This is a genomic window from Paenibacillus sp. ov031 (genome assembly GCF_900143165.1).
Lineage (GTDB): Bacteria > Bacillota > Bacilli > Paenibacillales > Paenibacillaceae > Paenibacillus > Paenibacillus marchantiae.
Genome location: NZ_FRDO01000009.1, coordinates 229,070 through 244,778, shown reverse-complemented (window position 1 = coordinate 244,778; position 15,709 = coordinate 229,070). Strand labels below are relative to the sequence as shown.

Below are 15,709 nucleotides of genomic sequence, written 5' to 3'. Positions count from 1 at the left end.
TGCGGGTGTAGTTCAATGGTAGAACTTTAGCCTTCCAAGCTAATAGCGTGGGTTCGATTCCCATCACCCGCTTCATGTTTCATTAGAAAGCCTCTGTATACAGAGGCTTTTGTTTTTTTTATAGAAACAACACCTCATTAATAATACCAATCTCCTCTATATTCGTTTGTTAAGTGAAAGAATACCTCCGAACTCCTTCATTAAATTCTGCTAAAAGAATCAAAAAATTATAAATACACTCTTTAATTTATTGCGTCACTGTGATAAAGTATACAAAAGCTTGCTTTGCCGGTCATGTTTCTTTATGTTTCGTCTGGTTTGTAACAATGGAAATCATGCAGATACGAATCGATTCAGGTACAACAAACATTCCCAGTCTAACTGTATATTTATGAAAAATTTAGAATAGGTATGAGTTATTCGAGTAATGAAAAGTACGTGAAAAAGGTATCATGCGACAGCATTTGACCATTAATCGAAGCAGAACAAGAAAATGAATAATAAAGCGTGTTTTTGTGCTGTAAATCAGGGTAAATCCCCTTTTTTACTAGTAGAAAAATAAAGATTTTCGTACCATTTTATTGTATGATGTTATGAAGGTGTCAAATTTACGTGTACGAATGGAACGATCAGATGGGAGGATAAGCATGACTGAAACTATGGTAACCGCCAGCAAAAGCCAATCCAACAACCTGCTTCGGCGAGACGTGCGGTTCCTGGGCAATATACTCGGAGAAGTTCTTGTCCATCAAGGAGGCACGGAGCTTCTAGATATCGTTGAGAAGATTCGGGAAACGAGCAAATCGTTGCGTGCAGAGTTCTTGCCAGAACTTTATGCAGAGTTCAAAACGATGATCCAGGAATTAGACTCGGAAAATCGCCATCAGGTGATTCGAGCTTTTGCGATTTATTTTCAATTAGTTAACATTGCTGAACAAAACCATCGGATCCGGCGTAAACGGGATTATGAACGTTCTGCAGGGGACGCTGTGCAGCCAGGATCGATTGAAAAAGCAGTACAAGATCTGAAGGAACGCGGACTGTCTCACACGGAAGTAGAGGATATTCTAGACGAGTTATCGCTGGAATTGGTGATGACAGCTCATCCGACCGAAGCCATGCGTCGGGTTATACTGGACATCCACAAACGGATATCCGAAGATGTCATGTCACTTGATAATCCTACGCTGACGTTGCGTGAACGTGAACAGTTGCGGGAGAAGCTGCTGAACGAAGTCATTACACTATGGCAGACTGATGAGCTTCGTGACCGTAAACCGACTGTGCTTGATGAAGTACGGAACGGAATGTATTACTTTCATGAAACGTTGTTCCATGTACTTCCGGATGTATACCAGGAGCTTGAACGCTGCCTGAATAAATTTTATCCTGACCATGACTGGCATGTGCCGACGTATTTGCGGTTCGGTTCCTGGATCGGTGGAGACCGGGATGGAAATCCTTCGGTAACTTCAGATGTAACATGGCAGACACTGTTGATGCAGCGTAAGCTCGCTTTACGTGAGTATCAACGGATTATGATTGAACTTATGGGACATCTCAGCTTCAGTACGAACATCATCCACGTATCGGATGAGCTGGTACAGTCGATTGAGCAAGACCGTAGTTGTGTAACATTGAAAAAAGTGGATATGTGGCGGAATGAAAAAGAGCCATATCGTATTAAATTGGCATATATGATTGCCAAGCTGAACAATGTCCTGGATGAGAACAAAGTAGGACAGCCTGATCGCTATGACAGCGCTCAAGGACTGATGGATGATCTGATGATTATCGATCGCAGCCTGCGTCATCACTTTGCAGACTATGTAGCGGATACGACCATTCGCAAAATGATTCGTCAAGTGGAGTTGTTCGGTTTCCATACAGCTGCATTGGATGTGCGTCAGCACAGCAAAGAGCATGAAAATGCGATGTCAGAGATTTTGGCCAAGATGAACATCGTAGAAGATTATGCTCGTTTGACGGAAGATGGCAAAATCGATTTACTGGCTCGTTTGCTGGATGATCCTCGTCCGTTGACTTCCCCTTATCACCAATACACAGAGGGGACCAAAGAGTGTCTGGACGTATTCCGTACGATCAAGCGTGCTCAGAGCGAGTTTGGGGCCGGTTGTATCACAAGCTATCTGATTAGTATGACCCAAGGGGCAAGTGACCTGCTTGAGGTTATGGTATTTGCTAAAGAAGTAGGTTTGTTCCGCAAAGAACATAACGGTGAAGTGGTATCTACGCTTCAAGCGGTTCCATTGTTTGAAACGATTGATGATCTTCATGCCGCTTCGGAAATTATGGAGAAGCTGTTCAACCTTCCGGTATATCGCGCAAGTGTGAGTGGACGGAATGAACTGCATGAAATCATGTTGGGTTACTCGGACAGCAACAAGGATGGCGGAGTGGTTACAGCCAACTGGGAGTTGCGCGTGGCGATGAATGCTATCACTGCTGTTGGTAATAAACACGGCGTTAAGCTGAAGTTCTTCCATGGTAGAGGTGGGGCGCTCGGACGTGGAGGCATGCCTCTCAACCGCAGTATTCTTGCTCAACCACCACACACCATTGGTGGAGGAATCAAGATTACAGAGCAGGGTGAGGTTATCTCTTCCCGTTATTCCCTTCAGGGCATTGCATACCGCAGTCTTGAGCAGGCTACATCGGCTTTGATTACAGCTGCACTAAACGGTCTGGAGCCGCAAGAGTCGGAATCAGAGCGTCAGTGGGACAGCATCATCAAAGATATTTCCGAAGTATCTCTGACGAAATACCAGGATCTCATTTTCCGTGATCCAGACTTCTTTACTTTCTTCAAGGAATCGACACCGCTACCTGAGGTTGGGGAACTGAATATTGGTTCACGTCCATCCAAAAGGAAAAACAGCGACAAGTTCGAGGATCTTAGAGCGATCCCTTGGGTATTTGCCTGGACCCAAAGTCGTTATCTGCTTCCCGCATGGTATGCGGCAGGAACGGGACTTCAAAGTTACTATCAGGATAAAGAAGAAAATCTGGTTGTCCTGAAAGAAATGTATGAAAACTTCCCATTCTTCCGTACACTAATTGATACGGTGCAGATGGCTGTTGCCAAAGCGGATCTAGTCATTGCGAAGGAATACTCGGCTATGACTTCCAATGAGGAAGCACGTGATCGCATCTATGGTCAGATTGAATCGGAATTCAAGCTCACCAAAGAGCTGATTCTGAAAATTACCGGAGAAGCTGAAATTCTGGATGATGTACCGGTGATTCAAGAGTCGATCCGACTTCGTAATCCGTATGTCGATCCTTTGTCCTACATGCAGGTCCAACTACTGAGTGAGCTCAGAGATATGCGTGAGCGTGGCGAGGATGACACAGAGTTACTGCGTGAAGTGTTGCTTACGATTAACGGCATTGCAGCAGGACTTCGGAATACGGGTTGATCGTTAATCTGCTTAAAATATATGAAGTGAATTTTCCAGCCGTATAGATAGTAAAAGCTTAATTCTTTCCTCAGCTTGAGTGAGAGATGAAACGGGACTCCTTCGGGAGTTCCCGTTTTTACTGTTTTTGGCGGATATTTTCCGGCACAGTCTTGATTTTTGACCAAAGTTGATTTACGATTTGATTGGTGAATTACAAGTGTGGACGGGTATCAGAAGGCGGAAGACCCATCAGCATGTCTGGGGGAATAAGGGTGGACAATTTGGAGAACAGGCTTGTTAAGCTGGTACTGAAGGGTGACCAGCGGGCCTTTGCAGAAATCGTTGAATTATACAAGGACAAGCTGTTTCATCTGGCATACCGGATGCTGAACAATCGTCATGAAGCCGAAGACGTTGTACAGGAGACGTTTTTGCGTGTGTTTCGCAATATGGAGAAGTATGATCCGAACCAGAAGTTCTCAACCTGGATATACCGGATTGCAACCAATCTGTGTATTGACCGCTTACGGCGGAAGAAACCTTCTTATTCATTGGATGCAGAACTGAATGATCAGGAAGGGTCTGATGGTTATGCGATGCTTCCAAGCGATGATCGTACACCAGAGAGCGAAGCACTTTTGTCTGAAACACAGACACTAATCCGTGAAGCGATTGACAGTTTGCCGGCCAAGTATAAATCAGTCATGATTTTGAGATATTTACAGGACTTGTCGCTACAGGAAATCAGTGATGTGACAGGTATGCCCGTAACAACGATTAAGACTCGTGTTCATCGTGGGCGTGATTTTTTGCGTAAAAAACTGGAGTATAAGTTGTAAATGTAAAACGTCTTTTATTTGGGCGAATTTATTTGAAACATATCCGAAACGGATACGTATGTAATGTATGCAAGTCTTATGCGTGCTTTTGGCGATGCAAGGACTAAGTGATCTAAGAAAGGATTGGCTCTCATATGGATTGCAACTCGGCCGTCTCTTTAATGCATGAATGTTTGGATGAGTCGTTGTCCCCGGCCCAGAAGGTTGAACTGAAAAGTCACCTTGTGACCTGTCCGGATTGTCGCATGCGCTTTAAAGAGTTGGAACAGACGGAAATGCTACTCTTTGCCATGAAACACTATTCACCGTCTGCCTCGGATGAGCTGACCAATCGAATTATGAATGCTCTGCCCCAGCCCAAGAGACAGCAAATATGGCTCAAATGGGTCAAAGGACATCCCGCGCTGACGGCGGCAGCCTTCTTTTTGGTCGTGATGCTCTTTAGCGCCTGGAATTTCTGGAATCAGAATAACGAAATGGTCGTTAAGGGAAATAATCTGGACCAGATCGTGATTGAAGGAAACACGGTTATTGTTCCGGAGGGCAAGTCCATTGCTGGCGATCTTACGATAGAGAATGGAACTGCTCAGGTATACGGTGATGTAAATGGCAATCTGACGGTCATCGACGGACAGTTGTATCAGGCTTCAACGGCACATATTTCCGGTCAGGTGAAAAGTATTGATCAGGCGCTGGACTGGTTCTGGTACAAAATAACCAATATGGTAAATGAAGTGGCTTACCGCTAAATCAGGGTAGATTCTTCAATGGTATATACCAAGCAGGGTACCTCCAGATTGCTGGGGTACTCTTTTTTTATCTAATGACTTTGTAATTTATGGGATTTGTGTTGTTTCTGCGCAGTTTGTGACTCCCGTAACTTGCAACCTGAACGTTAACGTTATAACCTAGATACTAAAGAGAACATACTACTACATATAGATAAGCTTTTTGCATAAATCTAAAGAGCGTCTTCCAATCAGCAAAATATAGATCGAAATAATTCTATTCGTCTATACGTTAGTTGGATCAGAGTGCTCCTTCCTGGCCAACTTTTGTACCTGAGAGTGAGCTTGAATGGATTTTGCAAATGCGAGAAAAGGATTAATTAAATCCTAATGGGTTAATATGAGAGCAGGGTTTACTCATCAATGGGGATAGCGGGGGCTGGCTTATGAACTATTTTGCTGACTTAACGTGGAAAGAGTCCATTAAGGACGTTATCGATATATTGATCGTTACCTATATTATGTACAAATTGATTTTGCTTGTGCGGGGTACCCGTGCGGTTCAGCTGCTTAAAGGTATTCTGTTCCTTGTAGTGATCTGGGCACTAAGTACGTGGCTAAACCTCTATACGCTCAAATGGCTAATGAACCAGATGTTTACGTTTGGTGTCGTTGCGGTCTTTATTATCTTCCAACCGGAACTGCGCCGTGGTCTGGAGCAATTGGGTCGAGGCAAACTGTTTGGACGCTCGGCAGCAGCAAGTGATGAAGAATTAACGGTGTTAATTGGTGAGATTATTAAGTCAGTAAATTATTTGTCACGACGTAAAATTGGTGCACTGGTTGTATTCGAACGGGAAACGGGTCTGAACGATTACACAGAGTCCGGGATCCAGATGCAATCTCTGGTCAGCTCAGAGCTGATGATTAACATTTTTATTCCGAATACACCGCTCCATGATGGAGCCGTCATTATACAGGGCAAACAGATTTCGGCGGCAGCCTGTTATTTGCCTTTGTCCGAGAATCCGTTTATTAGCAAAGAGCTAGGAACGCGTCACCGTGCAGCAATCGGGATTACCGAGGTTGCGGATGCGATCTGTTTGGTTGTTTCGGAGGAGACAGGACAAGTGTCGCTTGCGATGAATGGACAGGTTGTTCGTGATATTAAGGAAGAATCGCTGATTGCCAAACTGTACGAAGAACTGCGTCCAACATCCAATCTGACTAAAAAGAATGGTTGGACTACCTTCTGGAAACGGAAGGGGGGACGTAAAAATGGATAAATGGTTCAATAACAACAATTTTGCCAAGATTCTCGCTTTAGCGGTGAGTTTGTTGCTCTGGTTCATGATACATCTGGATGAAGTACCAACTACGCCAACGATCTCGACCGGGACAACGAATAAGGTTGTGGAGCGCACTGTGCCTGTTCAGCCTTATGGACTCGACAGCAACTCCTATGTACTTACTTCATTAAGTACGGATGAGGTCCGTCTGGAGATTAAAGGGCAGCGTTCGATGTTAACTTCGATTTTTACAAATGATGATTATAAAGTGCTAGTGGATCTTAGTCAGGTGAAGGATGGGTCCAATACACTGCCATTGGTGCCTGATCTGCCTTCCGGGGTTGAGGTAGTCAGCATGGAGCCTTCCATGGTTACGGTCAACGTGGAAAAATTGGGCACCAAATCCTTTGATGTGAATATTGTACCCGAAGGAGAACCATCCGCCGGATATAACGCTGGAACGCCCGTTGTTGAACCTTCAGGTCCAGTTAAGGTAACTCTGCCGGAAGGGCAGCTTGACGCCGTAGAGAAGGTTCAGGGCAGTGTGAGCGTGAAGGATGCGAAGGAAGACGTGACGCAGAAAAAAGTGAAGCTTCAGGCATATGATGCCGAAGGCAAGGTCATTGAAAATGCGATTGTTACACCAGAAACCGTAGAAGTCCGTATTCCTGTCAGTCAGCCCTATACAACTGTGCCCTTAAGAATCAAATATTCGGGACAGTTGCCGGAGGGAATGGTGCTCTCCACGGTTGAGCCAAGCGTGAAAGAAGTCTCGGTTTACGGAACAGAGGATGCGCTTGCGGGTATACAGTCCTACGACCAAGTAACCCTTGATCTTACTCAGTTCGATGAGGCAGGGACGTCGACAGTTAACGTGGACTTGACGCCGCCGCCCGGTTTTGAGAAAATCGAGCCTAGTTCGATTCAGCTTAAGGTGACGGTATCGCCTTATGATGAGCTTCAGGAGACGACCAAAGTCTTTCCGAACGTACCCATTACGCTTACTGGCGAGGGGAACGGGCTGGAAGGGACACTGGTTACTCCCAAAAGTGGCGGCTTGAATATTACGCTTAGAGGTTCTTCAACGATGCTTGAAGGTCTAAGTAGCGATGATATCAAGTTGACTGCGGATCTTGCTGGACTTGCGGTAGGTACGCATGAAATAAAGCTTGAGGCTGACTTGCCTCGGTTTGCCAAACTGGATGAATCATCAGTTGATCTGAGCGCTACCGTCAAAATTAGCGAAAAGTCTGATGATACGACGGTTGCTCCTGGCGAAGATCCGAATGATGAAGGGACGGTGGGGCCTGATCCTTCACCAGCCGAAGTCGAGAATGGGGATACCGAAACTGCTCCTGGAGAAGAAGAAACAGAATCGAATACGGACAATCAGGAGCAGAGCCAGCAGGGGAATACCAGTCGAGGTAACTCCAATAACAGTGGTAGCAGTAATAGTGGCTCCAATCCGTAAAAGAAAATGTTCAGTACAGAATTTTAAAAATAACGTTTATGCTCTTATATGATGCGAATAGAAGGAGTTAGATCATGGGGAAATATTTTGGTACAGACGGCGTAAGAGGTGTTGCCAATAAAGAGTTAACGGCGGAGCTGGCTTACAGCATCGGACGTTGTGGTGGTTATGTACTTGCTGGTGGTGTGGAAAGACCAAAAGTGGTTATCGGTATGGATACCCGAATCTCGGGGCTTATGCTGGAATCCGCACTGGTTGCAGGTTTGCTGTCCATTGGCGCCGATGTAATTCGTCTGGGCGTTGTATCCACTCCTGGAGTGGCGTATATTGCTCGTCTGCTGAAAGCCGATGCAGGGGTAATGATCTCGGCTTCCCACAATCCGGTTGAGGATAACGGAATCAAATTTTTTGGGGGAGATGGCTTCAAACTGTCGGATGAGACGGAGAACCGGATCGAAGAATTGATGGATGCAGATACGGATCAATTGCCGCGCCCTGTGGGTGGTGGTTTGGGAACCGTAATTGTGGATGAAGAATCCCGTTATCGCTATTTGGACTACCTGAAAACAACGGTAAATGAATCGTTCTCAGGACTCAAAATTGTTCTGGACTGTGCTAATGGAGCAGCTTATGAGCTGGCACCCAAATTATTCAGAGAACTTGGTGCAGAAGTCATTGCCATTGGTGCTGAGCCTAACGGCCTGAATATCAATGAGCAATGCGGATCAACTCACCCGGAGCATTTGAAACAAGAGGTGCTGAAACATAATGCGGATCTGGGCCTTGCTTTTGACGGGGATGCGGATCGACTGATTGCTATTGATGAGACAGGCGCTGAGGTTGATGGTGACTTCATTCTGTGCATCTGTGGTGATGCGATGAATCGTGCAGGCAAGCTGAAAGACAGTACCGTGGTATCTACCGTAATGAGTAACATCGGATTCTACAAAGCAACGGAGAAACTGGCACTGAAAACAGCAAAGACTGCCGTGGGTGACCGTTATGTGATGGAAGAAATGCGCCGTGGGGGTTATAACCTGGGTGGAGAGCAGTCCGGTCATGTTATTTTCCTGGATTACAATACAACAGGCGACGGCATGCTGACAGCGATTCAGCTCGTGGACACGATGAAAACTTCCGGTAAAAAACTGAGTGAACTTAAGGCGCTGATGACCCAGTATCCACAAGTATTGGTGAACGTTCGCGTTGAAGATAAGAGCAAATACGAGGGCAATTCGGCGATTGAGCAAGCTATTGCTACAGTCGAGCAGCATCTGGGTGATAATGGACGTGTACTCGTTCGTGCGTCCGGGACTGAATCCTTGATCCGCGTTATGGCGGAAGGACCAGATAAGGATGAACTTGAACAATTCGTATCTCAAATTGCAGATGTTGTGCAAAAAGAACTGGTATAGGACCTGATCTATAGGCCTTCCAAACACGGTTGTATCAAGGGAATCACTGTCTCATAAGGTTTAATCTAACAGGGTTTATGCCATACAAACCCATATTCCTACGTCCCGGCCTAGTGAGACCATGGGTCTGTTTAACCGGTCGGGATTGTGGGTAAATATGCCGAAATTGTCACAGGTACTTTGCTCCATTGCAAAATGAACCTGACGTGCATATAATGAGTGGAGTCGTCATTCAGACACAGAAAGTGAGGATCGTAAGGTACTAGTTACACAAGCGCCAGAGCTTGAAGATGCGCGGGAAGGATTTTGATCGGTATGAATCTTGAAATAATGAAGATGCTACTGAGCAAGATCGACGGCAATCAAGCTGACGAGGTGGAGGTGTTCGGATTGTTCGGCGGGGACCTCCCGGTGATGCACCAGAGCCGTGAACCGGATTGCGGAAAATGGATGGGTGACTGTCCACACAACGCGCCGGTAGGTGCAAGATTCAACTAAAATTCAAATGAATGTGCGCGAAGAGCGTGAACAGTGCGCGGACGGGAAAATGATGTACATTCATGATTGCATCTAATAACAGCTTATGACTGCGGAGCGGCAAGAGGCTGCTCTGATCATTGATAATTGAATAATTGAAAGTTTTCATGATACGTTAGGCAATCATTTTCATTTTTTCGATATGCCGTGCCAGCCTGTTTCTCTTCGTGACACAGTATTCATATACAATCGGAGGAAATAAACTATGTGCGGTATTGTTGGATATATTGGTAATAAGAACACTCAATCGGTATTGGTCGAAGGATTGAAGAAACTCGAGTATCGTGGTTATGATTCTGCAGGTATCGCGGTATTCACACCAGAAGGTCTGCAAATCACGAAAGCTCTTGGTCGTCTTGCGAATCTTGAAGCTAAGCTGGATGGTGCACCACTGGTAGGTAATGCCGGAATCGGACACACACGTTGGGCAACTCATGGTAAACCATCGGATGAGAACTCTCATCCACACACGGATGGAAGCCAGAAGTTCTCTGTTGTGCATAACGGTATTATTGAGAACTACCTGGATCTGAAGGACGAATTGATGGCTCAAGGTCACACGTTCACTTCCGAGACAGATACTGAGGTTATTTCTCACCTGATTGCGCGTGAATACAATGGTGATATCGTTAAAACAGTGCAAAAAGTGATCACGTTGTTGCGTGGCGCCTTCGCACTGGGTGTATTGACAGAGCATGAGCCTGAGAAACTCGTAGCTGTGCGTCAAGCAAGCCCATTGATTATTGGTATTGGTGAAGGCGAGAACTTCATTGGTTCCGACATCCCGGCAATTCTGGAACATACACGTAACGTGTACATTCTGAATGATGGTGAAATGGCTGTATTGACACATGATGCTGTCGAATTGATGACGATTGAAGGTAACTTTATTTCTCGGGAAATGATTCGTGTCGATTGGGATGCTGTAACTGCAGAAAAAGGCGGATTCGAGCACTTCATGCTGAAAGAAATTCATGAGCAACCAAAAGCATATCGTGATACAATGCTGGGTCGCATCGATAATGAAAGCAAAAAGGTTCAACTTCCTGAGTTGAAAATGACTGAAGAACAAATCAAAAATATCCGTAACGTTCAAATCATCGCTTGTGGTACAGCGTACCATGCAGGTCTGGTTGGACGTACTGTAATCGAGCAACTGGTACGTATTCCGGTAGAAACAGATGTTGCTTCCGAATACCGTTATCGTTCACCGATCGTAAGCAAAGATACACTTGTGATCGTGGTGAGCCAATCCGGTGAAACGGCTGATACACTTGCTGCACTGCGTGAAGCACAGTCAAATGGTGCACATGTACTCGCCATCACTAACGTTGTAGGTAGCTCCATTGCACGTGATGCGGACGATGTGATTGCAACACTGGCAGGACCGGAAATTGCAGTAGCTTCTACCAAAGCGTATACTTCGCAGTTGATCGCGTTCAACCTGCTGGGTCTGTACCTTGCACAAGTTCGTGGCACGCAAACAGCAGAAGAGATTGCTCACATGCTGGCAGCAATGCAAGCATTGCCTGAGCAAGTTGAATCCATGCTGGAGCAAGCGGAAGCTATTAAAGGATATGCAGAGCAAATCTCCAAACATGAACATCTCTTCTTCATCGGCCGCGGTCTGGATTATGCAGTAGCACAAGAAGGATCGTTGAAACTGAAAGAGATCTCTTATATTCACTCCGAAGCGTATGCTGCGGGTGAGTTGAAACATGGTACGCTCGCATTGATCGAGGACGGTATCCCTGTCATTGCTCTGGCAACGCAGGAGAACGTTTTGGAGAAAACCGTGAGCAACATCAAAGAAGTGAAAGCACGTGGCGCAGACGTACTGGCAATTACGTACGAAGAGCACGTAGCACCATTGCTGAAATCCGTTGATCAAGCGTTTGCAATTCCTAAGACGCTGCCACTGCTTAGCCCGGCTCTGTCCGTTGTAGCATTGCAATTGCTTGCATACTACGCTTCCCTGGCACTGGGTCACGATGTGGATAAACCACGTAACCTGGCGAAAAGCGTAACGGTAGAGTAAGGGGTTAAACAATCTAGCTATATGTGATTTGCAACACGAATCAATTTCTTTGGCGCCAAGACAAAGCGTATATAGCAATTAAATCGTATCAGTGTCGAGTGGATGCAGGATTATTTCCTGATATCTGCTCGACTTTTCTTTTTTGGACTAATCTAGAAGGTTGAAGGAAAGTAGAATTCTGCTCAGATTTTTGGCGGGCCTTGACCCAAATTATTGCTTTACACTAAAACAAAAGATACTCGTGACTTACTTTAAAAATGAAATGATCCATGAAACAGAATTTATGTTTGCTGCATAACACTGCATGAAAAGGAGGCGATCCGAGTGATTTTGGATTGCCTCCTTTTCATACAGTGACATCCAAATCGAAAGGATATTTAAACTAATCTATGATAATCGGGGCAAGTTCATGTCTTTCAATTCATATAACAATGAATTTCGAAAATAACATGTGGTGGAAACATGAAAAGTGCCTCAAGTCTTTTGCAGAGTAGTGTTTATCCAGAACACTGAAACCAAAGAGAGAAGCACCTTTTAGGCGAAGTCTACCACAACTATACGTAAAATTAAGAGTGTATTTCCCCTGCAAAATGTATTAAGTGTCGGAGGTAGCAAGGTCTTCCTTGAATACCTCGAAGAAAATCAATCTGACGCTGGTTTTGAAAAGTCTAAACTGCGTCAAGTCAAAAATCTTTCTATTCCCTTTGAATCTTGCTTTATCTCAGCATCGCCTGGACGCTTGGCTGCCAGCGGCTCTTCCACTTTCGCAGACTTCAGCAAGAAGCGCTTCTTCAGCGATTTCTTGGTTGTCTCTACCCACATCATTCCTTACTCTACAAGGAGTTGGAGTTGGGGCGTCTTAGCAAGTCGTGCCCTACTTTAACCTACGACTTACGTAATTTAAACAACGAAATCATTTTACCATGCTTCGATCCAAGACCATCCTTGATTTGGATTTGACCGTCGAGACCGTTGATGCCGAATCAAAAAGGAGCTGCCGCAAATTTCCCAAGCCAATGAAATCGAACTACGAATCAAACTGTCTACTTACAATTCTCTATGAAAAATTCAAACTTGACTGTTGTGAGCCTGTTCATCAACGATTTACAATTGCACGATTCCGTTTTGGATTGCTTCCACTGTGCAGCAACGCTCGTTCAGCAACACTATCTCCCGATAATCCTTTGCAGTTTGGCACCTGGCTATTGGACCAATGATATACAGCATTAGTTATGAGCGCGGTTGAACTAGTACCTAAAATTATGGGCCTTCAAAATTTAGGAGAACTATTTTTTGTGAAAACCTCTGTCATAACCGATTAATTATCATTTCTAGACTGTTGAGAAGTAAATGTAGAAAAAAACAAATTATCCATCTTATTTACCAAGAAGCGACTTACTTCGACATGTGTGTTGTGTTAAAAGTAATTAAGAAGAAAAAAATATAATTAAAACAAATATATGAAAATTTTCCCTTTTTGTTATTTGTCTATCTTCTCTAGTCAAATGCTTTTTAAATATGAAGGTAGGAAGAGTGATTTATGGACAAAAGGATAGGCCAAAACACACTAACTGGGCGTCTAAAGGAGCAACCTAACACCTTTATTCATGATGAAATATTGTATCCACAATTCAAATACGAGGTTCAACACCTGCTTCCCTATTATATTCAAATTGAAAAAGTTATCTCCATGGAATATACCCGCATGGGATTGCTAGAACATGAAGCGTTGCAGCATATTTTGCTTCAATTGGACAAACTCGACATAGACACATTGGTAGGCAATCCTCAGGAAAACATGACGGATATCTTATTTGCGATTGAACGGTATGTAGAACAGAATACCAGCCACTCCATTACAGCTTGGCATCTGGATCGAAGCCGAAATGATGTACAGGCAACAGCCCAGGTCATGCTTGCCAGAGACCAATTGCTCAATATGATGGAAGCTCTACTCTCACTGGCTGATGCTATTCATCCACTTGCAATGCAACACATCCATACCAAAATGCCGGGTTATACACATTACCAGTCAGCACAAATTATCAGCCCAGGTTTCTATTTCGCAGCAATTCTGGAGCACATTGGACAAACCATTGGACGTTTTCAAAACCATTGGACAAGCTTGGATGAATGTCCGTTAGGGTCAGGGGCAATGTCAGGTCTGGAATTACAGTGGGACCGAGTGAATATGGCGCGAATGTTAGGATTTGAGCGGGAATGTCGTCATGCATTGATGGGAGTCGCCTCCAAGGATTTTATGCTGCTGATTGGTGCGGAGTTATCGAATGTGAGTGTGACGTTAACGCGATTTATGACAGATTTCATGAATTGGGGTAGTAGCGAATACCGTTTTTTGCAATTGCCCGATCATTTGTGCGGCATTTCTTCAGCGATGCCTCAAAAGAAAAATTTTACTATTTTAGAACGAATTAGAGGGAAATTGGCTCATATTCCTGCATATTATCTCGATCTTGTGATGGGGCAACAACGAACTCCATATACCAATTTGGTTGAGACAGCAAAAGAGGGAGGTAGCCATTTTTTAACCATGCTTGAGACTATGAATAGCGCGATTCAATTGCTTACTCATGTCATTACGCATGTGAGCTTTGATCAAGAGCAGATGGAGCGGGTCTGCAACGAGCAGTTTTTTGGCGGATTTTCCTTAGCAAATCAACTAACCTTGCAGTGTGATGTACCCTATCGAAATGCTCAGATCATAGCAGGAAAGTACATTACAGCGATGATTAAACAGAGGCGTGGGCCATTGGATGTTGATTCAGAGTTACTCCGAACGATATGTGGTGAGATGGGTTATGTTAGTAAACTTCATGATGAGATTTTGATCCAATGTTTTTCCGCTGAATCTGGTTTGTCTGCAAAGCAGTCCTCCGGATCTACTCATCCGGATCAGGTGGCGGAGCTTTTATCCATTCAAGAACGGGAACGAGCGTTGACTTGGGAATACGTCCAGAATGCGAAGGAGAGAAGTGGAACTTATTTACTTTACTGACCTAGGGGGTTACCAGATGAGTTCATATTTGGAGAGGAAAAATTTAACAAAGTCGATTGGAGTTGGAAAATCATTCGGGACATTTGGTGAACTTCTTCAAGGGGTGGGAACCGATGCACAGAATTTCCTGATTACGCTGCCGATCAACCGATATTCAAATGTAACATTTCAGTCACAGCCGAGCCTCCCCCACCTGATTGTATCTCCCAGCTATAGATCGAAGTCAAGGAAAATAGCGCTTAGAATTCTTCAATTATATGACCTTCCGCTGGGAGGATTTATTGAGATTAATAGCAACATTCCGGTTGGAAAAGGTTTGGCCAGTTCCTCAGCTGATATTGTTGCAACCGCCCGAGCGATTGATCATTGTTTTGGTTTGAATCTGACAGCAGAACAATTGGAGGCATTAATCCAGGAAATTGAACCAACGGACGGTGTCATGTATGACGGTATCGTATCTTATTACCATCGGGCTGTGAGGTTACGTGAAAGTCTTGGCCCGGTTCCCAATCTGTCTATTGTAAGTATCGATGAAGGTGGCGAAGTTGATACAACAGAGTTTAATAAAATTTCCAGATCCTTTAGTGCAGTGGAGAAGCTGGAGTACGACCACATGCTTGCAAGCATTTCTGCTGCAATAAAAAGAAATGATTTAAAAGCTGTGGGAAAAATCTCCACTCAAAGTGCAATTATGAATCAGCGCCTGTTGGAGAAAAAACAGATGGAGCGGGTTCTGGATATATGCAATGAGGTGGACGGGCTGGGAATTGTCATCACGCATAGTGGTACCTGCACTGGAATTTTGCTGGACCAGACTGACGTTGAGTATTGCTGGCAACTACATAAGGCCTATGAACTAATGAGTTTACTGCATGGCGAGGTTACGATTTTTCATACCAATATGGAAGTCGTCTGAAACACAGTTGTTCATTCTGATCTACGGAAGGAGAATTT

The 15,709-nt window shown here is 44.5% G+C and carries 10 protein-coding genes and 1 tRNA gene; all 11 read left to right on the top strand.

Annotation, left to right across the window (positions count from 1 at the left end; genetic code table 11):
• Nucleotide 1: 1 nt before the first annotated feature.
• The 11 genes from BUA17_RS27920 (at nt 2) to BUA17_RS27870 (ending at nt 15,671) form a co-directional block, all read left to right on the top strand.
• A tRNA-Gly gene (locus BUA17_RS27920) sits at nt 2-72 on the top strand.
• Between the two features lie 575 nt (nt 73-647).
• Nucleotides 648-3,440, top strand: coding sequence for a phosphoenolpyruvate carboxylase (ppc, locus tag BUA17_RS27915; protein WP_064640681.1), 2,793 nt, complete (start codon nt 648-650; stop codon nt 3,438-3,440).
• A gap of 254 nt (nt 3,441-3,694) precedes the next feature.
• Entirely contained in the window at nt 3,695-4,261 is a 567-nt protein-coding gene (gene sigW, locus BUA17_RS27910; RefSeq protein WP_017692117.1) for an RNA polymerase sigma factor SigW, read from the top strand.
• 134 nt (nt 4,262-4,395) lie between these two features.
• Nucleotides 4,396-5,010, top strand: coding sequence for a zf-HC2 domain-containing protein (locus BUA17_RS27905; protein WP_063567043.1), 615 nt, complete (start codon nt 4,396-4,398; stop codon nt 5,008-5,010).
• Between the two features lie 425 nt (nt 5,011-5,435).
• On the top strand, nt 5,436-6,275 hold the full coding sequence (gene cdaA / locus BUA17_RS27900; RefSeq protein WP_063567044.1) for a diadenylate cyclase CdaA: 840 nt from the start codon (nt 5,436-5,438) through the stop codon (nt 6,273-6,275).
• The gene (locus BUA17_RS27895) at nt 6,268-7,749 is read left to right on the top strand and encodes a CdaR family protein (RefSeq protein ID WP_072735629.1); all 1,482 of its coding nucleotides are present in this window, start codon (nt 6,268-6,270) and stop codon (nt 7,747-7,749) included. The genes cdaA and BUA17_RS27895 overlap by 8 nt, the downstream gene beginning before the upstream one ends.
• Nucleotides 7,750-7,823: 74 nt before the next feature.
• A complete protein-coding gene (glmM, locus tag BUA17_RS27890) occupies nt 7,824-9,164 on the top strand; it encodes a phosphoglucosamine mutase (protein ID WP_072735628.1) in 1,341 nt (446 codons plus the stop codon).
• A 315-nt stretch (nt 9,165-9,479) separates the two neighbouring features.
• Nucleotides 9,480-9,662, top strand: a complete 183-nt coding sequence (locus BUA17_RS27885; protein WP_063567047.1) for a hypothetical protein — start codon at nt 9,480-9,482, stop codon at nt 9,660-9,662.
• Nucleotides 9,663-9,906: 244 nt separating this feature from the next.
• Nucleotides 9,907-11,739 carry a glutamine--fructose-6-phosphate transaminase (isomerizing) gene (gene glmS, locus BUA17_RS27880; protein ID WP_063567048.1) on the top strand — a complete coding sequence of 611 codons (1,833 nt, stop codon included), beginning with the start codon at nt 9,907-9,909 and terminating at the stop codon, nt 11,737-11,739.
• Nucleotides 11,740-13,279: 1,540 nt separating this feature from the next.
• On the top strand, nt 13,280-14,755 hold the full coding sequence (locus BUA17_RS27875; RefSeq protein ID WP_072735627.1) for an argininosuccinate lyase: 1,476 nt from the start codon (nt 13,280-13,282) through the stop codon (nt 14,753-14,755).
• Nucleotides 14,756-14,771: 16 nt separating this feature from the next.
• On the top strand, nt 14,772-15,671 hold the full coding sequence (locus BUA17_RS27870; protein WP_072735626.1) for a GHMP family kinase ATP-binding protein: 900 nt from the start codon (nt 14,772-14,774) through the stop codon (nt 15,669-15,671).
• The last annotated feature ends 38 nt before the right edge of the window (nt 15,672-15,709 follow it).